The sequence below is a fragment of the Paenibacillus sp. AN1007 genome, from assembly GCF_040702995.1.
In the GTDB taxonomy this organism is placed as follows: Bacteria; Bacillota; Bacilli; order Paenibacillales; family Paenibacillaceae; genus Paenibacillus.
In genome coordinates this window covers 3,946,900-3,970,353 of record NZ_CP159992.1, presented here as the reverse complement: position 1 = coordinate 3,970,353, position 23,454 = coordinate 3,946,900, and the positions used below count along the sequence as shown (strand labels likewise).

Genomic DNA, 23,454 nt, shown 5'->3' with positions numbered 1-23,454 from the left:
GGCGTGAATCTGTGACATGTATGTATGGAAGCCGTATACTTTTCTACTGGGGGTTGGTTCATGTTTGAGGTTATCGTGATTGCCCTGCTTCTTATTATTACTGGTCTGCTCCTGCATATCAACATCAAGCTCCCGGCCCGTGACCGGGTACGGGAAGCGTTGGACCGTGATCTTGCCCAGAGAGACAGCCACGACCACAACCATAATTCGAATCACAACAAGAACTAACTAGAACGAGTACCCGAAAAATAGCTGTATAAGTTGAATTATTCTTAGGCGCAGAAAAAACCAAATCTTGGGGGTGTTCAGACGAAGATGGAAGCGACGGCGAATGTCAAACTTCAGATGGATTACCCTTATGACATGCAGGGAGTGGATGAACGTTGAACAAGAAAGCTGGGCGAGAAAGGTACATCCTGCGCAGTGTGGAGCGTGAAGAATACGGGCTGTATTGGCCCCTGCGTCTTGAAGCCCTGCGAACGCATCCCGAAGCTTTTGGGGCTTCTTATGAGATATCCAGCCAGCTGTCTGTGAGTGAAGTGCAGGATCGCATACATAATGAGCCGGATGACTATATTTTGGGTGCGTTCACACCTGACGGCACACTTGCGGGTATCATGGGTTTTAAAAGAGAATACGGCCTGAAGCTCAGGCACAAGGGATTCATCTGGGGTGTCTATGTATCGCCTGCGCATCGGGGGCAGGGACTGGCATCTCTAATGTTAACCGAGGTACTGGAGCGGGGCAGCCAACTGGACAACCTCAAGCAGATTAACCTGAGTGTCGTCACGGCCAACGCTGCGGCGAGACGTTTATATGAACGGCACGGGTTTGAAACCTACGGGATCGAACGCCATGCACTGGAAGTTGAAGGCCAGGTTTACGATGAGGCGCACATGACGTATTTTTACAATGGAGAGCCCGGTTGAACCGATAGAATAGGCAGGAGGAGCCGTTCAATGATGGATGAAGTTATTCATAAGGTACCTTCACGAATACAATGGGACGGATGTGGGGCTCCTCTCGCTTTATGTCTCCAGAGGAATTTGAACTTGGAGCACCGATTGATGCGGTGACGAATGTGTTTAACATGGGAGCGATGGCATTTGCTCTCCTTGGTGGCGAGCTGGATCGTTCCTTTGAGCGTTGGGATGCCGGTGAAGCGCTGTATGAGGTCGTCATACGTGCGGTCAATCCTGACCGTTCCCACCGTTACACATCTGTGGCGGAGCTCGGTCTGGCCTGGAATAAGGCGAATGCATAATGATGCATCACCGGATTCGTATCTATGCAAAAAATCCCGTATAATGGAAAATGATAAGGAGGTTTGATGATGGTGTGCCGATATGCTATGTCTGGACCGTATAAAGAAATATATGCTTGTTTTAACTGCCGTAAATCTTTTAAACAAGTATCCCCCCGTGATTTGAATCCGCAAACGGCAGCAGGGCTTGAACATAAATGCCCGCAATGTGCGGAGATCATGGTGAATATGGGTCATGATTTTCAGGCTCCGAAGCAAACAGATGTCAAGCAGTGGACCAAAGTAATGACGCTGTATCGTCATGGTGTGACCTTTCATAACTGTGGATGCGGGGCAGGATATCGTCCTGCTGATCTGCGTGAGGTACCTGAATTTCTGGAACAGCAGGCCGCTGGCCAAAGAAGTGAAGGGGAGAGACTGCTTCATCAATGGATGAGATAGGAACAGGACAGGAGAACATGCAGCCATGATTCGCAATTTCATACAAAAAGACCTGCAATATGTCATTGAAGCGCATAGCCGTATTTATGGGGACGAGTATAATTATGATGACAGCTTTGCTGCATTTATCTCCGAGACAGTCCAGACATTCGCTCAAACGGGTGACTTCACAAGTGAGATGTTGTGGATCGTTGAGCTTTCTCAGAGGCCTTGTGGCTCAATTGGGCTGACACGTGTAAACGAGACAACCGCTCAGCTGCGCTGGTTCCTGCTTGAACCTGAAGCTCGGGGGGCAGGTTGGGGAAGGAAGCTCCTTGAGCACGTGATTGCGTATGCGAACCAACAGGGATACCGATTGATTTTATTGTGGACCAATCAATCTTTGCTTGGTGCTCGCAGGTTGTATGAGTCTTATGGTTTTGAAGTGAAAGAGATTCGAACGCAAATTCTGTCGGGCCAGGAATTGACGGAGGAGCGCTGGGAACTTGCTTTAGACCTCAAACAATTGCAGGAGCAGGACCTGCGCCGGAAGGTGTAACGATGAAAACAGAACCTGTTTATGCTGAACATACAATTGCAGGTGTGTGCTTTCAGGGCATATGGCGTTGGTACGTTACCGAGCGGGAATATTGGTTTCTGAATGTTGAGATGGAAGAACGATTTGGCATTCATGTGTTAAATGAGGAGACGGCGGCTGTTTTTCTGGAAGCGATTCAGGAGGAACAGGTAAGCACAGCGGAGCTGAGATGTGAGCTCCGAGCATTTTCGCGAAAAGCACCGTGAAGGCGATGAATGGCTCAAGTATGTACCGTCCTTTCTTGTCGATTTTGATCAAAGGCTGTTTTTCTCCATGTTCCCTGAACCTGCCTCTTACGAGCATTACATGCCTGAGGGCTGGACGGGGAGTTACTCCAATTTTCTGGAGAGGGTTCCGGAGACAGAATGTTATTGGAAGTCGCAAGGCAGGTCTCTATTTGAGGAAAATTTGGTTTAATGGAGGTGCTGTCATGAGAAATAACAGCTTGAATCCAGTGAGGACAACGGTCTGAAGGAGTGGGTTATGGCTCAGGCCAGTGCTGAGATGTTGGGACACGATAATCCGGTGCTTGACTGGAACAGTGGCAAAGATTGGTTGAGGCAGTATAAAATGAATATAGATTAGGCTGTATTCGTCGAACGATTTTTTTGCACTTTAACGAAGAGAACTTGGTCAGTATAGAGGACTGTATAAATACGTTTAACTCCAGATCTATCTCTAATTTAACTTTCACCTCCAGTCAGCATGAGCAGTAATGAACGGTTCCTGCAGCCGAAAGAATACGTGATAGAGGTGACATCCTTGACGAAAAAAATTGCATTTTTTGATTCAGGCATCGGTGGATTAACGGTGCTGCACAAAGCGCTGCAGCAGTTTCCGGATGAATCCTACATATATTACGCAGATACACTGCATGTTCCGTATGGAACCAAGTCAGCGGACGAAGTCCGCAATTATATTTTTGCCTGCGTAGAAGCGGTTGTAAGGGAAAACGCAGAAGCGGTTGTCATTGCTTGCAATACAGCAACGAGTTTGGCGGTTAATGAGCTGCGCTCGATGTATGACATTCCTATTATTGGCATGGAGCCGGCCGTCAAGCCCGCCGTCGAGATGAACCGGGACAATGGCAAGCGGGTGCTTGTGTTTGCTACGACTCTGACCCTGAGTCAAACGAAGTATAACGAATTGGTATCGCGTGTTGATGATGAGCACCGCGTTGACTCACTTGCGCTCCCGGAGCTCGTGGAGTGGTGCGAACAGCTTGAGTTTGACCCGGTACAAACAGCAGCCTACTTCCGCTCCAAGCTGTCCAATCTGGATTTGGACCAATACGGTACGGTGGTGATGGGCTGTACTCATTACCCGTTCTATACGTCCATTCTGCGTAAGGTGCTGCCAGAGCATATCCAGATCGTTGACGGCAGCACGGGTACCGTGAATCACCTGAAGCAGCGGCTGGGACTTCATGTGCAGCAGCAGGCTGGAAGCGGAGAACGGCGAAGGGAAGACAAAGTAATTTTTCTAAGTTCATCGGGCCGAACGGAAGATCAGGATAAAATGCGTACTGCACTTCAATATCTCAAAGAAAAATCACTCTAGACCAGACCAACGGAGGTGTCAGAGATGGAGTCCATTTATCTGATTCGTCACGCGAGAGCCGGAGGACAGGAGCCTTACGCAAGTCTGACGGATGAGGGATACAGACAGGCCGAAAAACTGGCCGATATGCTGTCCAGTCGCGGAATCTCCTACATTGTATCCAGTCCGTGGAAAAGGGCGGTGCAGACAGCGGTGCCTCTGGGCGCAGCGGTCAAACAGCATGTTCATATAGATGAACGTCTGCAGGAACGGGTGCTGAGTACTCGCGATCTGCCGGACTGGATGGATGCGCTGAAACGTACATATGATGATGAAGATTGGACGGCAGAAGGCGGAGAGTCCTCAAGAACTGCGGCTGCCAGAGGTTTGGAACTGCTGGAGGAATGCTGGAGCAGACCGGAGCCGAATGGAGCAGTTGTCACACATGGCAACCTGTTATCGTTAATTATTCGTCATTACAATCCTTCTTTTGGTTATACCGAATGGGCCAAGCTGTCCAACCCGGATGTATATGTTCTGAGGCGCGAACAGGCATCGTCAGATGAGGGGATAACCAAGGAGGCTGAACACAAGGTCAGTATGACGAGACTGTGGCCGGATTAAATAAAAAAGTGTTCCGACATCACTTTCGTTCAGTCGGAACACGTAATTAAACGGTATGGAAGCTGCTGGTTGCTTACAGTGCTGCGATCAGCAAAGTGACCCAGCCTGCTAGAAAGGCCACTCCGCCTAGTGGTGTAACGGCTCCCCACTTGCGGACGCCTGTAATACTCAACGTGTAGAGGCTCCCGGAGAACAGGAGGATTCCGGCAAACAAGAGCCAACCCGAGGTCATGACAAGGGATGTGGAGGGTAATCGGTCTGCGAACAGTCCAAGCATGATGATGCCGAGTCCGTGAGCGATATGATACTGAACACCGGTTTCGTAGATTTTGATCATATCAGCGGACAGCTTGCGTTTGAGTGCGTGTGCCCCGAAGGCTCCCAATGCAACGGCCAGAAACATCATAATGCTGCCAAGAACGATCAGAGTTTGCATGTCATTTTCTCTCCTTTATATGATAATTATCGTTCAGCTAACGGGTAATAAGCAGTACATCCATCGTTTGACGAGAGAGGATGCTGTGATATCTGATTACAATTTGCGCAGTTGAATCTGCTGAATGGAGTGATCGGCTTCTTTTTTCAAAATTAACCGTGCGCGTCCTTTGGTTGGCAAAATGTTCTCATGCAGATTTTTGGCGTTAATGTCCTGCCAGATCTGATTGGCTGTTTCAATGGTTTCCTCTTCATTAATATTGGCGAATCGTTGATGGAAGAAGGAATTCACGTTTTGAAAAGCGGTCTCCCGCAGCAGCTTAAAGCGCTCGACATACCAGTGCCTTATGTGCTCTTCCTCTGCATCAATGTAGATTGAAAAGTCAAAGAAATCACTGACCAGTAACGGCGTCTCCCGTTTCACCTGCAGTACGTTGATGCCTTCAATAATCAGAATGTCCGGCTGGCAGATCGTTTTCTCTTCGCCCGGGATCACATCGTAAGCCAGGTGTGAATAGACGGGTGCTTTCACTTCAGGCTTGCCTGATTTCACATCGCCCATGAATTTGATGAGTGATTTGATATCATAGCTTTCGGGAAAACCTTTACGGTTCATGATGCCTTTTTCCTCGAGGACCGCATTCGGGTATAAAAAGCCGTCCGTCGTGACCAGATCGACCTTGGGTTTACTGCTGCCTCTGGCGAGCAGGGCTTGAAGCAGACGGGCCGCCGTACTTTTTCCCACAGCAACGCTGCCCCCGATGCCAATTATATAGGGGGTGTGGAGTGCTTCTTTTTTCATAAATGAGGCCGTTAGCCGATCAAGATCTCGAGAAGCTCTTGCATATAAGTCAATGAAGTGGGTAAGGGGCAGATAAACATCCTCAACTTCCTGAATGGATACTTCTTCGTTTAAGCCCTTTAACTGTTCCAGTTCAGCTTCCGTCAGCGGAAGAGTGATCTGATGTTGTTTGAGTTCGGCCCATTCTTTGCGGTCAAACTCGATGTAAGGTGAGTATAAATTCATGAGATCCCGCTTTCTGTATGTAATGTAATCGAAGACACAATCATTAGTGTACCAAATTTCAGGCAACTGACAACACTTTTACATGCTCTGTTTAATAATCAACGTCATGTATATAAAGGATAAGGCAGCTTAAATGCAGCGTAAAAGCGGCTTATAAGAAAGTGTAACCCAATTTATGTTAAAGTCAACGTATACCATGCGGAAGGGTGACAGCAAATGATCGTATATGAGAGAGAGCATGATTTTGTTTTGACCGCTCAGCATGAGCATGGACTTGCTGCCGGGGAGATGGCTGCCCACTGGAAAACCGAGTGGCTTCCCCATGGTCCGCACCGGGACGAGCTGGTTCTCGCTGCGAAGGAGCATGACCGGGGCTGGATTGAGCTGGATGCTGCACCATTGTGGAACGACTACAATCAGATTCCATACTCCTTTCGGGATTTTCCGCTGCGCCCGCGCTTTGTATTTTATCGCAAGGGAATCGAGGAAGTGAGACAGCAAAGTCCGTATGCCGGTTTGCTGTGCAGTCTGATGTACACAGAACTGTTTCAGAAAACGTTGGGAGCAAACCCAGAGGATGATGATGACATCAGAGAATATCTGCTGGAAGAACAGCAGCAGCAGGAAAGTTGGAAGAAAGAGCTTGGCGGGGATGCCGCAGCGCTGGAAGGGCAGCTGAAAAATGATGTAGGCGTAATGCTGTTCTGTGATCAGCTCAGTCTCTTCTTATGTATGGAAGAGCCGGGTACACCTGCAGCGCGTTATGATTTCTTTGCAGAAGGACTTGGCTGCGGCTTTGACGCCTGTCCAAGCCAGACCATCCAGGCCGAGTGGGTATCGGGCGAGAAAGTAGGATTATCTTTTTTTCCATTTGACGAGCAGTTCGAAGTAAGTATGTCAACCAAGGTGCTGCCCAAGGCAAGCATCCGCAAATTTGGAATGTTACAGGCTTATCGTCGAGCCGGTTGGAAGAAACGCCGGGTACTGATCACAGAATTATCCTGAACTAAGGCATATCCTGATTGATTTCAGTTCAGAACATTCAAGTCAGAACAGCATACAAACGAGTTCATTCAGGCGGGCATCTGGAGTTACGGACGTCCGTCTTTTAGATGTGTGTTTAAGAAAAGGAATCTATATACATTTCATACAGCAGGAATAAACACATGATTTCCAGAAATGATAATGAGCCGTGAGAAAAACATATATTGGGGGAGGTCAGGCATGAATCATCACGTTGAGATCTATACGATGTGTATGGTCTGGAACCCGGATTCCGATCAGGTTTTACTAATGAACAGGCCGAATCATAAAGGGTTTCCGGGATACATTGCGCCTGGAGGGAAAGTGGAATTCCCCGAAAGTATCGTGGATGGAGCCATTCGTGAAGTTCGCGAGGAAACAGGGCTTATTGTGAAGCAGATTACGTACAAGGGGCTGGATGAGTTCTGTGATCCGGAGCAGGGTTTGAGGTACATGGTCTTTAACTACCTGGTTACTGCATTTGAGGGGGAACTGATGGCCAATCCGCCGGAGGGAGAGCTTCTATGGATATCATTGAAACAGGCATTGGAGCTGCCAATGCAGGACTGGTTTGCAGAGCGTTTTCCACGTTTTTTCAATGCAGGTACATTTGAACGAAGTGTCGTCTGGGAGAAGTCCAGCGGACAAACGCTGCAGGAGACCTTCAAAACATACACAGATAACAGAAGGGATGAGCATTATGGTTATGGGGCATGAACAGGCGCTGCGTGCGTATATTGAAGCAACAAACACACATCAATTTGACGAGGTAAGCAGGCTGCTTGCCCCGAATGCACTGTATTGGTTCACAGGTACTTCCTGCACAACCCTGAATGAGATTCAGGCTTACTTCGAAAATGCCTGGGAGACAGTAAAAGAAGAGGTATATCGTGCGGAGAACGTGCATTGGATTGCTGTGGACGAGCATCAGGCTGTATGTACCTACACTTATCACTGGGAAGGATACGTTCGGGGCAAGCATGCTTCAGGGCAGGGTAGAGCAACGAATGTATTTGTAAAAGATGACGAAGGTGCTTGGAAACTGGTTCATGAGCATTTGAGCCTGGGGGAATAGAACACCGGCATAGTATCCATATCTATATATTTTGTTCCAGATATTATGATATAATGAAGTTTAGTCTTTTTACGGAGGTGAAGGTGCTTGGGAATCATTTTTCAGGATACGCTTGTGGGATTAGACTGCGAGCAGCTTAGTGGAGGTTTCTTTGATGGGTGGCCTAATCCGCCCTCTACGTCAACGTTTCTAAAATTGCTGGAGCAGTCCTATGCTGTTGAACTGGCTGTCGATGAAGATACCGGCAGGGTTGTGGGATTCATTCAAGCCATCTCGGATGGGGTACTCAGTGCCTACATTCCTCTACTGGAAGTGCTGCCGGAGTACAAAAATCAGCTTATTGGAAGTAGGCTTGTCCAGCGTATGCTCCAGCGGCTTGAGGGGTTATATATGATTGACCTTCTGTGTGATGCGGAAGTACAGCAATTTTATGAGAAACATGGGATGCGGAGATCAACGGGCATGTCCATCCGTCGTTATTCCAATCAAGCGGGAAATATCAGCAGCAGACAGAGTGACTAACATAGATTGTGCAGCAGCAGCGTTATAAGCAGCATCAGGGACCTCACTAAAATGTGGGATGAGTAATTTGTAGATCTGCCATACATAGGCTTCTGCAAAAGGCATGGAGGAGAAAAAATTGTATGATGAGAAAAGGTGGGGATTGGCATGAACTTGTCGTTCCGGATATTGGACTGGGATGAAGAAAAACCGTACGGACTCCTGCTGATGGCAGATCCTTCAAAAGCCATTGTGGACGAATACCTCAGCAGAGGCGTTTGTTTCATCGCGGAGTATGAAGGAGAGATGGTAGGAGAGTTTGTACTGCTCAAGACTCGCCCGGAGACTGCAGAGATTGTTAACATCGCCGTACAGGAGGAGCTGCAGGGACAAGGTGTTGGTAAACACATGATTAAAGAAGCAATGGAAGCTGCGAGAAGGCTTGGGTGCAGCATATTGGAGATTGGCACGGGGAATTCCAGTTTGCATCAATTGAAGCTGTACCAGCGCTGCGGTTTTCGAATTACGGGAGTAGATCGCGATTATTTCGTAAGGCATTATGAAGAAGAAATTATAGAGAACGGCATACGCTGTGTAGATATGATTCGCCTGGCCATCGACCTGGAATCAGCAACCGAGGAGGACAAGAAGTAAGGCTGGAGCAGAATACGCATAAGTCTTCGAGAGGCGCAAGAGCACGAAAAAAGGGGGGCTGGGATATGAACAGGCACACTCATGTGGGTGTATATGGACTGGCCGTGCGGGAACGATCCTGTCTTTTAATTCAGAAGGCTCGTGGACCTTACTGCGGGAAATGGGATCTGCCTGGCGGGAGAATGGAATTCGGGGAGCAGCCGGAAGCGGCATTGAAACGTGAATTTGAGGAAGAAACGGGACTCACTCCGCTGCAGCTGACCATTCATTCTTCACAATCCAACAGGATAGAGTGGGAATATCAAGGTGAACCGGAGGAAGTACACCATATTGGTATACTCTACAATATTACCGCTTTGCAGGATGATCAGCTGCAGTATATCAGAAGAGAACCTGATGGAGAAGACTCGCTGGGAGCAGCGTGGTTTACACTGGAGCAGGTGAAAGGTCTCGAGTTAACTCCCTTTGCCCGATATATGATAAATTGGATCTGAAACCATGAATCATATCATAGAGAAGCCGCCGGAGTCATACGATTCGAGCGGCTTATTCTATTGAATTTTTCATCAAGCCAGTCTGAGAAAAACCAATTTCTTGTTGAATAACATGTCAATTGGTTAATGTTTAAATGGACGGTTTGTTTTTAGACAGAATGGACCACAATTCTTATAAGGAGGTTATACGGAATCAGATCTGGATTTGGCGGAATCCGGCGTTCGAGGCCTGCCCGGAATTGCACCGATTATTCGATTGATCTAATTTATGCATCAATTGAACTAAAAATAGGAAATGCTCCTGAGCGTAAAAGTTTATAGAATAGATATTAGAACACGTACTTCGCCGAAATGGTGGAAGGATGTATACCTTCGAACGGATCAGGACATTATTCGACATCTGTGCGATGGTAAAGATAATCATTGTTTTACTTTGATTTTGAAAACGCAGACAAACCTTTGACGGGAGCGTCGGAACAACGTTATCACCACTAACAGCACGACTATTGGACTTCATGAAAAATTTCGCTTAAAATGTTGAACGAACGCGAATTACGGCTTATTCAATGATTTCCGTCAAACCCTATGACAAAATCAAGACGGAGGGAACGTCGATGACGATCGAGAAAGGCAACATGAAACCCTGGGAGAGTTATTATGGTCCCAATATGGGATACGTACAAGAACAATATGAATTATACACCCAAGATCCGGGTGCAGTGACACCGGCTTATCGTGAATTGTTTGAACAATGGGGTGCACCGCCGATGTCTGGCAGAGGTGCAGAGACTCTTTCGAATTCCGGGAATGCCCAAACTGCATCCGGAAGCGTAGATATTCAATTATTGCAGAAAGCGGTTACAGCGGGTAAGCTCGTATGGAATATTCGTACGTATGGTCATCTGGCTGCAGATATTGATCCGCTCGGGATCAGTGAAGCAACCGATACATCCCTGCTGGAACCAAAGCATTTTCAATTAAATGAAGAAGACTTGAAGGCACTGCCTGCTTCCCTGATCTGGGAAGGTGCAGATGGTCAGACAGCGACGGGGTGGGATGCGATTCAGCGTCTTCGCCAAATCTATACCGGACCTATTGCTTACGAATTCAGTCATGTGCACGAAGTACAGGAACGTGAGTGGCTGAACCGCCGTGCAGAATCCCGTACATCTCCGGCTCCGCTTACCCAGAATGAACGTACAGCACTGCTGGAGCGTTTGGTTGAAGCCGAGCAGTTTGAAGATTTCCTGCACAAAACATTTGTAGGACAGAAGCGCTTCTCTATTGAAGGTAACGATGTGCTTGTACCGATGCTGGACGAAGCGGTTCGTCTTATGACAGAAGCAGGTTCCAGCCACATTCTGATGGGTATGGCTCACCGCGGACGTCTAAACGTTCTCGCTCATGTTCTGGGCAAGCCATACAGCAAAATTTTCTCTGAATTCCACCATGCCCCGAACAAAGATTTGGTTCCATCTGAAGGTTCTACCGGAATCAACTATGGCTGGACGGGGGATGTCAAATATCATATGGGCGCGAACCGTTTTGTAAAAGACGGGGAAACTGTGCAGGCTCGCCTGACACTCGCCAACAACCCGAGCCATCTGGAATATGTGAATCCGGTTGTGCAGGGCTTCGCACGTGCAGCTCAGGATGATCGCCGTGAACCTGGTTATCCGAAGCAGGATGTAACGAAGGCAGCAACTATTTTGATGCACGGGGATGCCGCATTCCCTGGAGAAGGCATTGTAGCCGAGACATTGAACTTTAAGGCGCTGCCGGGATACCAGAATGGCGGAACCATTCATATTATCGTGAACAATCGCCTTGGCTTCACTACAGACAGCAGCGATTCTCGTTCAACCTACTATGCAAGTGACCTTGCCAAAGGTTATGAAATTCCGATTGTGCATGTGAACGCAGACAACCCTGAGGCATGTATTGCAGCAGTCCGCATGGCTGCGGAATACCGCAACCGGTTCAAAAAGGACTTCCTGATTGACCTGATCGGATACCGCCGTTATGGTCACAACGAGACGGATGATCCTGAAACGACACAGCCGCTTGTTTATGACAAGGTGAAGAATCATCCGACAGTCAGCCATCTGTATCAGGATATGCTCAAGAAGGAATCTGTCATCGATGATGCCTTCATCACCAAGGTTCGTGATGGCGTAGCTAATCGCCTGAAAGAAGCCTACGATCAGATGAAGAAAAATGAAGTGCATGAATATTACCAGCGCAACATTAGCGAGTCCGAGGCTGTTGCAATTACGCCAACAGCAGTACCGCTGGACCAACTGCGCAGCATTAATGCGGATCTTCTGAAATGGCCTGAAACGTTTAATGTATATCCAAAGCTGCAGCGGATTTTGCAGCGCCGGAGTACTGCTCTGAATGAAGGGGAAAAAGTGGACTGGAGCCTTGCGGAAACGCTGGCATTTGCAACTATTCTGGCAGACGGTAAGCCGATCCGTATCAGCGGTCAGGATGCAGAGCGGGCAACCTTTGCTCACCGTAACCTGGTACTGCATGATTCGAAGAACGGTGATAAATTCTGTCCGCTGCATCATCTGCCGCAGGCAAAAGCATCGTTTGCGATCTACAACAGCCCGCTGTCTGAAGAATCTGTTGTTGGATTCGAGTATGGATACAACGTATATTCTCCAGAAACACTTGTGATCTGGGAAGCTCAATTCGGTGATTTTGCAAACTGTGCACAAGTGATCTTTGACCAGTTTGTATCGGCAGGCCGGGCGAAATGGTCTCAAAAATCAAGTCTGGTAATGCTTCTTCCTCACGCAAACGAAGGTCAGGGACCGGAACACACAAGTGCACGTCTGGAACGTTTCCTTCAGCTGTGTGCTGAAGACAATATGACAGTGGTGAATCTGTCGAGTGCTTCACAGTATTTCCATCTCCTGCGTCGTCAGGCTTCATTAACGGAGACGGAAGATGCACGTCCGCTTGTGATGATGTCACCAAAAAGTTTGATCCGTAATCCGCGTGTGGCGTCACCGGCTGTAGAATTCAGTGAGGGCAAGTTTGAACTTGTGTTGGAGCAGCCAGGTCTCGGTACGAAGCCGGATCGGGTAGAACGAATCATTCTGTGCAGCGGTAAAGTTGCCATTGACCTGGAAGATGCGATTGAAAAGGATAAAGGAGACTGGTCCTGGCTTCACATCATCCGTGTTGAGCAGCTCTATCCGTTCCCAGCGGAAGAGATCAAACGTGTACTTGCGCGTTTCAGCCAATTAAAAGAGCTAGTATGGGTGCAGGAAGAGAACAAAAACATGGGAGCCTGGACGTATATGGAGCCTCGTCTTCGCGAAATTGCGCCTGAAGGCACAACCGTAAGATATGAAGGCCGTCCGGAACATGCAAGTCCTTCCAGCGGTTATCAGCTTGTGCACAGCATGGAGCAGCAATTAATCATTACAGCAGCGCTAAAACAAACGGCGAAGAATAATATTCCACTGGGGAGGTAACAGCTGTGAGTGAAATTAAAGTACCTGCAATGGGTGAATCGATTACTGAGGGAACGGTATCCAGATGGATGGTCAAAGAAGGGGACACCGTTAACCAAGGTGATGTCCTGCTTGAACTGGAAACAGACAAAGTCAACATTGAGATCAGTGCGGAAGAAAGCGGTGTGCTTGAGAAAATCATTCGTCAGGAAGGCGAGACTGTCGAAATCGGTGAAACGATCGGTACACTTTCAGCTGGAGCAGGGGGAGGAAGCGGTACTGCCGCTTCCGAACCAGCAGCAGCTGAATCGAAACCTGCTGCCCCTGCTCCTGAGGCTCCAGCAGCAGCTCCGGCAACTGCGGCACCTCCAGAGGCATCCGACAGCAGCAAAACAGCTTCTCCGTCTGCGCGCAAGCTGGCTCGCGAGCGCGGCATCGAACTGGATCAAGTGCAGAGCAAAGATCCGATTGGACGCGTGTATCAGGATGACGTGAAAAGCCATGGCAGTCAGCCTTCCGCTCCGTCTGCGCCTGCTGCTCCCAAAGCTCCGGCAGCTGCGCCTGCTGCTCCGACTTCCGGCGGTTCTACTTATGCCAAGCCGGTAGAGCGTCAGCGTATGTCCCGCCGCCGGGCGACAATTGCGAAGCGTTTGGTCGAAGCGCAGCAGACTGCAGCGATGCTGACCACGTTTAATGAAGTTGATATGACAGCTATTATGGACGTTCGTAAACGCCGTAAAGACAAATTCAAAGAGAAGCATGATATCAACCTTGGTTTCATGTCGTTCTTTACCAAAGCAGTAGTCGGTGCGCTTAAGAAGTTCCCGACGATTAACGCAGAGATTGATGGCGAAGATGTTGTATTGAAAAAATTCTACGATATCGGTATTGCCGTATCTGCCAAAGAAGGTTTGGTTGTTCCGGTTGTACGTGATGCTGATCGTCTGGGCTTTGCCGAGATCGAAAAAAGCATTGCAGACCTTGCATCCAAAGCGCGCTCCAACACGCTGGCACTGTCTGATCTGCAGGGCGGCACGTTCACAATAACGAATGGCGGAACATTTGGTTCCCTGCTGTCCACGCCAATTTTGAATACTCCGCAAGTAGGTATTCTCGGCATGCACAAAATTCAGCTTCGCCCGGTAGCGATTGATGCTGAACGGATGGAGAACCGTCCAATGATGTATATCGCACTTTCTTACGATCACCGGATTATTGATGGAAGCGAAGCAGTACGATTCCTGGTGACGGTGAAAGAATTGCTTGAAGATCCGGAATCCTTGCTGATCGAAGGTTAATACCTGCAAAACGTGCAGCAGCTGCATCGGACTTATATGATCTCTATGAGATGGAAGTAGAACAAAATCCCCTGATTGGGCACAGTACAGATTGTGCTGGTCAGGGGATTTTTTGGCTTATAACTGTTGAGATTGAATGAAACCGTCCGAGAAATAGTTAAGATAAGGGGCTGGAGACATTGGATGATATCATCAGAGAGCGCTCATCTGCTAAGCGGCTTACTGCACTAAGCACTTGATAGACTGTTAATTCGCATGACTATCCTGCTCATCGGTCTGTTCATGATCCGGCATATGCCGCTCCAGCCAGTCAAGGACATCCTGAGCCACCTCTTTACGATTCGTCTCATGCAGCATTTCATGACGTCCTCCAGGATAAAGCCGATATTCTACATCCTGCAAGCCGAGTTTTTGATACTGGGAGAACAGGTTAAGTATACCTTTGCCCCGAAGACCGACAGGATCCAGCTCACCTGAAAACAGGAAAACCGGCTTGTGTTTGGGGATACGTTCCATATGCTGCGGCTTATGGATTTCAAGCAGCAGTTTAAAGAAATCCCTGAAAAAACCGGCTGTACAGACGACTCCACACATCGGGTCGTCGATGAACCGCTGCACCTCCTGGCGGTCACGGGACAACCAGTCAAAGGGTGTTGCAGCAGGGCGGAAAGCGCGGTTAAACCCCCCGAATACAATCGCATTCAGCAGTAAACTGCGATGCTGATCACCCTGAATGCCGCACTGCAGCAGGGCCAGCTTTTCTCCGAATCTCAGAAGTCCTCGTTTGCCGTTTGTACCAGACAGCAGAAAAGCACAGTATCTTTCATGTCCGGCATACATGAGGTGCTGTACCAAAAAGGACCCCATGCTGTGTCCCATTAGGAATAGAGGCAGGCCCGGATTTTCTTCGGCTGCCGTCTCACCCAGATTAAGCATATCGCTGGCCATCCAGCGAAACGCATCAACACCTGCATCACCCAGTAATTCGGTGTTCTCCACGGTTTTGCCATGGCCCCGATGGTCATTGGCATACACAGCATATCCGTGTTTGGTAAGGTAACCCGCAAATTCGGCATAACGCGCCGCCGTCTCGCCCATTCCATGTGCGATCTGCACAACGGCTTGGATGGGATGGTTCGGATCGGGAAGCCAGCGGTACACATGAATACGGGTACCTTCATTGCTGATCAGCGTAAAGGTAGACTCCTGCATCTCGTGTGATTCCTCCTTCACAGGTATGTTGTCCGTCTCGTTACTTAAGGAAGATAGGAGCGAAGAACGGTGGTGTTCCCGCTTAAGGTGTAGGAACCCAGATTGGCTGGAAGCAAGTAACATTGGCCTGATTTCAATGGCATCTGTCTGTCTTCTTCTGCGCCAGCCCACTCAAGTGTGCCTTCACCATCACAGACGACAATAATCGTAAAGCTGTCCGGTGTGGTGGACAATTCCCAACGGTCGGTAACGACGCCTTTTTCCACAACAAAGTATGGACAGGCTGCGAGCTGGAGCCATTCCCCAGGTACGGCCTGATTAGTTTTCATTGTGGTGGCTCCTGCGCCTTCATATGCGGTGACGTTCAGAGAATCTTCTACATGAAGTTCACGCGGCTGACCGTCAAGTCCGGGACGATTGTAATCATAAATCCGGTAGGTGGTATCCGAGTTTTGCTGTATTTCGGCAACGACAACACCCGCACAGAGGGCATGAACGGTTCCGGCAGGAATAAAGAAAGTATCGCCGGCTTCCACAGGGACTTGACGGAGAGTATCCATCACGCTGCCATTTTCAAGCGCCTGCTTCAACCTCTCACGATCTACACCTTCATTCAGACCATAAATGATATGGGCACCGGGCTTGGCATCAAGCACGTACCACATTTCCGTTTTACCCAGCTCACCTGGAGGCAGAGCCTCGTAATCATCTGTAGGATGAACCTGAACCGACAAGTCATCGTTACAGTCGAGCAGCTTGATCAGCAGAGGGAAGCGTCCGCCTTTTTCCGAAACACCCTTAGTTCCAAGCCAGGCTGTTCCCAGCTCTTTGCGGATCTCATCAAGTCCTTTACCGGCCAATGGACCGTTTAACACTTTGGTTGTACCGTTGGCATGATCCGCGATCATCCACCCCTCGCCGATGTGTCCTTCAGGGGGCGTCAGGCCGAATTGCTCGAGCGCACGACCTCCCCATACACGTTCTTTGAATTCGGGCTGGAATTGAAGTGGGTATGGCGTAGACATGGGTATCTCTCCTCTAGTATATGAAATGGTGAATCCCTTTAAACGGTTCCGGTGCTAAGCTTTTAACTTCACGATGGTGAAGTGTCATGAACAGGTGGATGCGCTTGCAGGTCCATATGCAGACACACTGCCGTATCGGATTAATCTGATGCGGCTTGTCCTGTGATTGTGTCTAGTGTATTTCATTTGGGGACCGAAGGGAATTCGTTGTTACTTTTTCTCAATGCCAATTAGATACGGGGAATTATCACGCTGCATCTGACGGTACAGTACAACCTGGGCCTTTTCTACTGGCAGACCAGAGGCCCATGCGGATACGGCTTCAGCTTCCTGAGCGCCCCCTTCGTGACCTGGATAGAGCACAGCTGTAATGATGCCGCGAGGACGCAGTAACGTCAGTGCGGCTTCGAGCGCTGCAATGGTGCTGGTTGTCTCGGTAATAATGGAAGCATCAGCACCTTCGGCAGGCAGGTAACCCAGATTAAACATGATGGCTCCTACCCTGCCAACCCAGACATCAGGTACGGCTTCAGCCATCCGGGCATGACTTAATTCCAGCATGGAAATTGATCCAAGTTTGCTGCCTTCCGATTGTTTACGGATTCGGGCTTGAGCCAGTGTGAGTGCTTCGCTCTGGATATCAAATCCGATAACTTGACCACGCGCGCCTACCTGCTGTGCAAGAAACAATGTATCAGCACCTGTGCCTACCGTGGCGTCAATCGCGAAATCTCCCGGTTGGAGCCGGGAAGCAATCCATTGATGCGCACAGCTTAGAACCGATAGAAATCCCATTTACGCTCCCCTCCAATACTTACCCTGCCAGGTATCCCGTTCACGCAGTTCCCGGTCAATGGCGTTCAAGACTTCCCATTTTTTCAAAGACCACATGGGTCCGATAAGCAAATCGCGAGGGGCATCGCCTGTAAGACGATGTACAATCATTTCGGGCGGAAGCATTTCAAGCGTGTCTACAATCAGCTTGATGTACTCATCCTGCTCAAGGAATCGAAGCAGACCTGCTTCGTACTGTTTCACCATCGGCGTCTTGCGCATCAGATGCAGCAGATGGATTTTGATACCCTGCACATCCATACGAGCAACAGCACGGCCGGTGTCCAGCATCATTTCGTGTGTTTCCTGAGGCAGGCCATAAATGATATGTGTACAAACCCGTATATTGTGTTTGCGAAGCTTCTCGACAGCTTCTTCGTAACATGCGGTGTCGTGTGCACGGTTGATCAAAATTGAAGTGGAATCATGAATCGTCTGCAGTCCCATCTCTACCCATAAATAAGTGCGCTCGTTAAGCTCGGCCAAATATTCCACGACATCATCTGGTAGACAGTCGGGGCGGGTAGCGATTGATAGCCCCACAACGCCGGGCTGCTGCAGTATTTCTTCGAAATATTCGCGCAGTTCTTCGACCGGCGCATAAGTATTCGTGTACGCCTGAAAGTAGCCGATGTAGTGAGCAGAGGGCCATTTAAGATGCTGCCTGTCCCGAATTGTATTAAACTGGCTGACAAGGTCTTCACGTCTGCTGCCCGCAAAATCGCCTGAACCTCGTGCGCTGCAGAACGTACAGCCGCCTTTGGCGATAGAACCGTCCCGATTCGGGCAGGTGAACCCGGCATCCAGCATGACTTTGAATACTTTGTTGTGAAATTGATCACGCATTTCGTAATTCCAGGTGTGAAAACGTTTATCCCCCCACATCCGTGGAGGCTGTAAAGCAGGTGCATTCATTTAAGGTACTCCTTTGAGATCGATGTCTTTGTATTGGGTACATCTCTGATACCGTATTATCGTACCTGAATAGGGAATACAGACGCTGTGCGGTTTCCGTCACTTATTGTATCAAAAATCCGAAAAAAAGGGGAATGCAAACGAAAAAAAAGGCCGCCAAATCAACGGTTTTTACTTGATGCAGTTTACACCTTATGTTATATTTAAATCAGCGTCAGACACCATCCAGTGAGCAGTTTTCGTTGCAGCATTTGAATGAATGCTGACGTTATGGTTCATACTATACCGTGAGGTGATACGAATGAATTCCCAAGTTAAAAATAAAGAATTCCAGCATGTATCCGTTGAACTGACTGCAGAAGAGGCACTGGCTTTGACAGGTGTACGTTTTAATGGAAATCCAAAAGTGAAAGCGGCTGCAAGACAAAAAGTTCGCGATGCTTTCGAAAAGACATTTGATTTTTCACACCAAGATAAGGTAGACTATGAACTACTAAAGTAGTTGGACCCCAATTCCAAATAAATCGAAAAGGGAATCTTTGAGATCTGCCCAACGTGGCAGGTCCGGAGATTCCTTTTTCATTGCTCTTTACAATTGGCCGGTTCTTCGGCAAAATGAGTCTAGGACAAGTATGGACAAACGGAGGAATAAGATGCGTTTACGTGGCAGAAAAGGGATTAGAGAAAATCTGGAGCAGCAGGAGGACCTGGTTGTACTGGAGCCAAAGCAGCATAAAGGTAAGTGGGCTGAACTGTTTGGCAATGATCATCCGATCTTTGTCGAGTTTGGCATGGGTAAAGGTCAGTTCATCAGTCAAATGAGTTATAAATATCCGCAGTACAATTTTATCGGGATTGATATGTATGATGAACTGGTCCGTCGTGCCAGTGAGAAAGCGCGTAACGCCTGGAGTCAAGCTGAGGTGGAGACGCCACCGAACCTGAAGTTGGCGCTCGCAAACATCGAACAGATTGAAGAGGTGTTTGAACCGAAAGAACTGGAACGCATTTATTTGAATTTCAGTGATCCGTGGCCAAAAGCAAAACATGCACGCCGCAGGTTAACCCACCCGCGCTTTCTGAAAAAATACGTTGAGCTGCTGAATCCGAAAGGACAGATTCATTTTAAAACCGATTCAGAGACGCTGTTTGAGTTCTCTTTGAACTCTATCGCTGATTTCGGACTGCAGATGACGAATCTGTCTCTGAACCTGCATCGTGACGGCCTGAATGAAGAGCATGTGATGACCGAGTATGAACAGAAATTTATGGGCAAAGGCATGAACATTCACAGGGTTGAAGTGATTGTAGGCGAAGAGGCGCTGCGGGAGTATAACGAGATGCGTCTGGACAAGTATAAAGTACGTGAAGCGGCTGACGAATCTGGTGACGGTCAGGATCAAGACGAAGCTTAATACAATAGAGCGGCATCTGAGGGCTAATGTTTTACTCTCAGATACCGCTCTTTTTTGTCGTTAAAGATGATCAGAGTGGAGTTCTTTGCGGCGATAATCGTTGGGGGTCACCCCGTTGAATTTTTTGAACATCCGATAGAAGTAAGAGCTGTTGGTAAAACCGGTTTTCTCGGCAATATCCGCGACAGAACTTTCGGTTTTGACAAGCAGATGCTGCGCTTTAGCAATACGTGTCTCATTAATAACATCGGTTAATCCCTTTAAGGTGAGCTGTTTGTACAGCCTGCTGACATAAATGGGGGACATGGCCAGCTCTTCTGCAATCGAGGTCAGGCACAGATTCGGATCAGCATAGTTTCGCTCAATAATGTCATTGATTTTCCGAATAAGTTCTTCGTGTTTGAGCGTGCGCTTTTCTTCCACTTTGGAGCCAAGCTCGTCAAACATGTGGTAAAAATGTTCATGCACCTCACTGATATCCTCCGCATTTTTCACGGGAAGCATTAAACTGCCTGAGACGGAATCCAGTCTAAACTGATTGTTTTTCTTAAGCGTGTTGCGAACATGATTAAGTGTCATTGTGAGATGGGACAGGGCAAGCTGAAAAACATTAAACGGGAATTCCGCTGTTTCATTAACAATATCGGCGTAGATCATCTTTGCTTCCCCCGTCTTGCCTGTCATCAAACAATCCACGAGCTGTCTCTCTTTGCCAGCAGGGAAGGTGTATTCCTTCGTCTGATACGCCATGATCTCCGAGGTGTAGATCAGACAGCCTGGACCCATGAACAAACGGTGAAGAGAGGCTTCGGCAGAGCGTGCATAACCTTCAATACACTGCACAAGCGACTGTTCTTCTGGACCAAGCGTACAGGAGATGGAGCATTTCAAATGAGTCATGACTGCGGCCTGCATCATACGCAGCAATTCTTCCATTTCATGCGACTCCCCGTTCTCTGAGAGTGAAGAAGAATGCGCCCCCGATTTCTCGTTAAACAGAAGTGTGATCAGGTCACCTCCCATATCCACAGCCTCTACATGGTAATGAAGGTCGGCCGTTTCGGTGCAGATGTTCATCATCGCATATTTCACCAGTTTGGTATCATCACGGTAAGTCTCGCAAAACTCCGTATAGTGGTCAATGCGCAGCAGCACCAGTCGGGATGAGCGATGCACATCGACAGAGGAACCGTAAAATTTCATCCGGTCTTCCAGCATACTGCAGGTTACCGTTTCCCGTCCCTGAAGCGCACCCCGTAAATAGTCCTGTCTCAACAGGTGCAGACTGCCTCGGCGTTCCGCTTCCATTACACGCATGCGTACAAGCACATTATTAATCGGATGGTACAGCTTACGGGATACAAGATAAGAGAGAATGAGACCTGCAGCCAGCAGCCCAAGGCAGAAAAGCAGCGTGTGAGTTCGCATACTGCGAATATCTGAAGTGATAACATCGTAAGGCGTAATTCGCACGTAACGCCATCCCAGGCTGTCTGGTACGGTATAGGTAATCAGTGAATTTTCTCCGTCCACTTGTTCGGTAAAATAAGCAGAATGCTCCGTATCCTGCATAATCGGACGCATGAATGTTTCGCCAGAGAGATTATGAAGCAGCGGCCGATCTCCGAAATCGGACAACAAGTCTCCTTTTTCATTCACGATAAAGGTCGTGCCTGGTTGATCCGCGGCATTCATGTTGGGACTAAGCCAGTCATCTTTAATGTTAACGATAACGGCATAATTCAGCTTGGCATTATCATTAATGGTGTCATAACACAGGTATGTGTAGCTGTTCACCTCACTGGCTTCCGTTGAGCCGACCTTATACGTGCGCGGGATGGGCACGAAGGGTTTATAGTCATGAAAACGTTCGAGGATGTGCTTGATCCCCTGATCATCGATCTCGGTTACAGACTGCTGGCCATTGCGTACCCCGTCGGAACTGATAAAAAACTCATCGCTTTTGGAGTTGTATACATAGATGGATTCAATGAATGGAAGAGACATGCGGTAATTGTCGAGCTGCTCCATGGCGGAGGTAATCTGATAGATGCTTGGTTTCGAATAGAGCATCAGGGATGAAATGGTGTAGTCCTGATAAATCTGATAGGAGAGCGACTTGGCACTTTCGGTCATTTTGGCTACCTCACGACTTGTCTGAGTGAGACTGTTCATATCTGTACGGTAGACTTGGCGAAGTGCAATCCGATTATAGTTAACGTACAAGATGGCTGATGCTACAAGCAGGGTTGCTGCTGTGCTGATAATAATGCCAATCAGAATCCGCGCGAATACTTTCTGGCTGTCCTCTGAACGTTTGCGCATCCTTTTTTCCCCCTCGAACCTTCTGATATGAGTGAACTTATGTATTTTTCATAACATAGATCTGATTTCACATGCGGTAGAACAGAAGAGCAAGGTAACTTGAATTATATATTATGTATGCGTTTACATCAACGCTGGACGAGTGTTTTGGTTCCTTTTCCCTAGATAAAGTTCAACGATCGCTGGATTGTTCACCTCCATGATGCTGTGCACGATATCAACTTTTGTGAACGTACGTGTGTTCATTTCATCATTGGTGCATATTGTTCACAGCTCCATTCGCAGCATCGTTCATCAATTGGCAGGAAGCTTCAGTATCCAGCTTGAAGAGGGCAGCCTACAATAAATTCAGAGCTTCACACGTACCACTGCTGCATATTGGGAGGGATCGAGCCATGCTCAAAGAATTGAACAAAAACAAAATCATGTTTCTGATGCTGCTGCCCACGCTGATCTTTTTTCTCATTAACTCGTATTTTCCGATGGTCGGTATTTACTACGCATTTACCAGTTATGATTTTGCAGGCGGGTTATTCGGCAGTCCGTTTGTTGGACTGGAGAACTTCAAGTTCCTCTGGCAATCGGGAATGCTGCTGAAACTTACGACGAACACGGTAGGTTACAATCTGGCTTTTATTATACTGGGGAATGGCCTGGCGATCTTTTGTGCCATCATGCTTAGTGAAATCAGGGGCAAACTGTTCAAAAAAATTACCCAGTCCGTCATGTTCCTGCCATACTTTATTTCTTTTGTTCTATTAAGTGTAATCGCTTACAACATGTTTAATTATGAATCCGGGTTCGTGAACACGGTGCTCAAACGATTCGAGGCAGGACCGGTGGATATCTACAACACTCCATGGATTTGGGTGTTTCTGATTATTATCTTTTATCTGTGGAAAAATCTGGGGTACAGCATGGTCATCTATCTGGCTGCGATCACCGGAATTAGTGACGAGTACTATGAAGCGGCCCGCATTGATGGGGCAAATATCTTCCAGCGGATCTGGTACATTACGGTGCCGATGCTGAAACCAACTTTTGTTATTCTCCTGTTATTTTCACTGGGCAGCATCATGAAGGGGCAGTTTGATCTGTTCTATCAACTCATTGGAAATAACGGTGTACTGTACAATGCCACGGATATTATTGATACGTATGTATATCGATCATTAAAAGTCACCTTCGATATCGGTATGGCAACCGCAGCGGGGCTGTACCAGTCGTTATTCGGTTTCATCCTGATTATGACGGTCAACTACATCATTCGCAAAATTAATGAAGACTACGCCTTGTTCTAGAATAAACA

Annotated in this window: 25 protein-coding genes and 1 pseudogene; 19 read left to right on the top strand and 7 right to left on the bottom strand. The window is 48.0% G+C overall.

The features are described from left to right. Positions 1-60 precede the first annotated feature (60 nt). The 8 genes and pseudogenes from ABXS70_RS17600 to ABXS70_RS17565 all read left to right on the top strand — a co-directional run bounded on the left by ABXS70_RS17600 (position 61) and on the right by ABXS70_RS17565 (position 4,445). Positions 61-228 (top strand): hypothetical protein, encoded by a 168-nt coding sequence (locus ABXS70_RS17600; protein WP_342555017.1) that lies wholly within the window; start codon positions 61-63, stop codon positions 226-228. A 155-nt stretch (positions 229-383) separates the two neighbouring features. Beyond that, positions 384-929, top strand: coding sequence for a GNAT family N-acetyltransferase (locus ABXS70_RS17595; protein ID WP_342555018.1), 546 nt, complete (start codon positions 384-386; stop codon positions 927-929). 59 nt (positions 930-988) lie between these two features. Continuing rightward, a pseudogene (locus tag ABXS70_RS17590) lies at positions 989-1,264 on the top strand (serine/threonine protein kinase); the annotation flags it as partial. A 66-nt stretch (positions 1,265-1,330) separates the two neighbouring features. Beyond that, positions 1,331-1,705: a hypothetical protein gene (locus ABXS70_RS17585; protein WP_342555019.1), complete on the top strand. Its 375-nt coding sequence runs from the start codon at positions 1,331-1,333 to the stop codon at positions 1,703-1,705. A 25-nt stretch (positions 1,706-1,730) separates the two neighbouring features. After that, positions 1,731-2,243, top strand: coding sequence for a GNAT family N-acetyltransferase (locus ABXS70_RS17580; RefSeq protein ID WP_342555020.1), 513 nt, complete (start codon positions 1,731-1,733; stop codon positions 2,241-2,243). A gap of 2 nt (positions 2,244-2,245) precedes the next feature. Beyond that, a complete protein-coding gene (locus ABXS70_RS17575; RefSeq protein WP_366289505.1) occupies positions 2,246-2,488 on the top strand; it encodes a hypothetical protein in 243 nt (80 codons plus the stop codon). A gap of 556 nt (positions 2,489-3,044) precedes the next feature. After that, the gene (gene murI, locus ABXS70_RS17570; protein WP_366289502.1) at positions 3,045-3,842 is read left to right on the top strand and encodes a glutamate racemase; all 798 of its coding nucleotides are present in this window, start codon (positions 3,045-3,047) and stop codon (positions 3,840-3,842) included. A gap of 24 nt (positions 3,843-3,866) precedes the next feature. After that, a complete protein-coding gene (locus tag ABXS70_RS17565) occupies positions 3,867-4,445 on the top strand; it encodes a histidine phosphatase family protein (protein ID WP_342555023.1) in 579 nt (192 codons plus the stop codon). A 73-nt stretch (positions 4,446-4,518) separates the two neighbouring features. Here ABXS70_RS17565 and ABXS70_RS17560 read toward each other — a convergent pair whose 3' ends face one another. Then, entirely contained in the window at positions 4,519-4,881 is a 363-nt protein-coding gene (locus tag ABXS70_RS17560; protein WP_342555024.1) for a DUF423 domain-containing protein, read from the bottom strand. 96 nt (positions 4,882-4,977) lie between these two features. After that, positions 4,978-5,907 carry a type I pantothenate kinase gene (gene coaA, locus ABXS70_RS17555; protein WP_342555025.1) on the bottom strand — a complete coding sequence of 310 codons (930 nt, stop codon included), beginning with the start codon at positions 5,905-5,907 and terminating at the stop codon, positions 4,978-4,980. A 216-nt stretch (positions 5,908-6,123) separates the two neighbouring features. Here coaA and ABXS70_RS17550 point away from each other — a divergent pair, with 216 nt between their 5' ends. The 8 genes from ABXS70_RS17550 to odhB all read left to right on the top strand — a co-directional run bounded on the left by ABXS70_RS17550 (position 6,124) and on the right by odhB (position 14,419). Beyond that, positions 6,124-6,912 carry a DUF3891 family protein gene (locus ABXS70_RS17550; protein WP_342555026.1) on the top strand — a complete coding sequence of 263 codons (789 nt, stop codon included), beginning with the start codon at positions 6,124-6,126 and terminating at the stop codon, positions 6,910-6,912. A gap of 219 nt (positions 6,913-7,131) precedes the next feature. After that, positions 7,132-7,647: an 8-oxo-dGTP diphosphatase gene (locus ABXS70_RS17545; RefSeq protein WP_342555027.1), complete on the top strand. Its 516-nt coding sequence runs from the start codon at positions 7,132-7,134 to the stop codon at positions 7,645-7,647. Beyond that, positions 7,637-8,005 carry a nuclear transport factor 2 family protein gene (locus ABXS70_RS17540; protein ID WP_342556283.1) on the top strand — a complete coding sequence of 123 codons (369 nt, stop codon included), beginning with the start codon at positions 7,637-7,639 and terminating at the stop codon, positions 8,003-8,005. Before ABXS70_RS17545 ends, ABXS70_RS17540 begins: the two co-directional genes overlap by 11 nt. Positions 8,006-8,092: 87 nt before the next feature. Continuing rightward, complete coding sequence (locus ABXS70_RS17535; protein WP_342555028.1) at positions 8,093-8,527, top strand: GNAT family N-acetyltransferase; 435 nt, start codon at positions 8,093-8,095, stop codon at positions 8,525-8,527. A gap of 147 nt (positions 8,528-8,674) precedes the next feature. Then, complete coding sequence (locus ABXS70_RS17530) at positions 8,675-9,160, top strand: GNAT family N-acetyltransferase (RefSeq protein WP_342555029.1); 486 nt, start codon at positions 8,675-8,677, stop codon at positions 9,158-9,160. Positions 9,161-9,225: 65 nt separating this feature from the next. Beyond that, a complete protein-coding gene (locus ABXS70_RS17525; RefSeq protein WP_342555030.1) occupies positions 9,226-9,654 on the top strand; it encodes an NUDIX domain-containing protein in 429 nt (142 codons plus the stop codon). A gap of 614 nt (positions 9,655-10,268) precedes the next feature. After that, positions 10,269-13,142 (top strand): 2-oxoglutarate dehydrogenase E1 component, encoded by a 2,874-nt coding sequence (locus tag ABXS70_RS17520; RefSeq protein ID WP_366289495.1) that lies wholly within the window; start codon positions 10,269-10,271, stop codon positions 13,140-13,142. 5 nt (positions 13,143-13,147) lie between these two features. After that, the gene (gene odhB, locus ABXS70_RS17515) at positions 13,148-14,419 is read left to right on the top strand and encodes a 2-oxoglutarate dehydrogenase complex dihydrolipoyllysine-residue succinyltransferase (RefSeq protein WP_366289492.1); all 1,272 of its coding nucleotides are present in this window, start codon (positions 13,148-13,150) and stop codon (positions 14,417-14,419) included. A 246-nt stretch (positions 14,420-14,665) separates the two neighbouring features. Here odhB and ABXS70_RS17510 read toward each other — a convergent pair whose 3' ends face one another. From ABXS70_RS17510 to ABXS70_RS17495, 4 genes are all read right to left on the bottom strand, one after another. Then, positions 14,666-15,631 (bottom strand): alpha/beta hydrolase, encoded by a 966-nt coding sequence (locus tag ABXS70_RS17510; protein ID WP_342555033.1) that lies wholly within the window; start codon positions 15,629-15,631, stop codon positions 14,666-14,668. 44 nt (positions 15,632-15,675) lie between these two features. Next, a complete protein-coding gene (locus tag ABXS70_RS17505) occupies positions 15,676-16,656 on the bottom strand; it encodes a type I phosphomannose isomerase catalytic subunit (protein ID WP_366289489.1) in 981 nt (326 codons plus the stop codon). Positions 16,657-16,866: 210 nt separating this feature from the next. Then, positions 16,867-17,451: a class I SAM-dependent methyltransferase gene (locus ABXS70_RS17500; RefSeq protein ID WP_342555035.1), complete on the bottom strand. Its 585-nt coding sequence runs from the start codon at positions 17,449-17,451 to the stop codon at positions 16,867-16,869. Beyond that, positions 17,452-18,405 carry a TIGR01212 family radical SAM protein gene (locus ABXS70_RS17495; protein ID WP_342555036.1) on the bottom strand — a complete coding sequence of 318 codons (954 nt, stop codon included), beginning with the start codon at positions 18,403-18,405 and terminating at the stop codon, positions 17,452-17,454. 301 nt (positions 18,406-18,706) lie between these two features. Between ABXS70_RS17495 and ABXS70_RS17490 the strand changes: the two genes are divergently transcribed. Continuing rightward, positions 18,707-18,907, top strand: a complete 201-nt coding sequence (locus ABXS70_RS17490) for a hypothetical protein (protein ID WP_251502605.1) — start codon at positions 18,707-18,709, stop codon at positions 18,905-18,907. 151 nt (positions 18,908-19,058) lie between these two features. Continuing rightward, on the top strand, positions 19,059-19,820 hold the full coding sequence (gene trmB, locus ABXS70_RS17485; protein WP_342555037.1) for a tRNA (guanosine(46)-N7)-methyltransferase TrmB: 762 nt from the start codon (positions 19,059-19,061) through the stop codon (positions 19,818-19,820). Between the two features lie 60 nt (positions 19,821-19,880). Here the strand turns inward: trmB and ABXS70_RS17480 are convergent, their stop codons facing one another. Continuing rightward, on the bottom strand, positions 19,881-22,145 hold the full coding sequence (locus ABXS70_RS17480; RefSeq protein WP_366289484.1) for an AraC family transcriptional regulator: 2,265 nt from the start codon (positions 22,143-22,145) through the stop codon (positions 19,881-19,883). Between the two features lie 395 nt (positions 22,146-22,540). On the opposite strand from ABXS70_RS17480, the gene ABXS70_RS17475 reads away from it, so the two are divergent. After that, positions 22,541-23,446 (top strand): ABC transporter permease subunit, encoded by a 906-nt coding sequence (locus ABXS70_RS17475; protein ID WP_342555039.1) that lies wholly within the window; start codon positions 22,541-22,543, stop codon positions 23,444-23,446. The last annotated feature ends 8 nt before the right edge of the window (positions 23,447-23,454 follow it).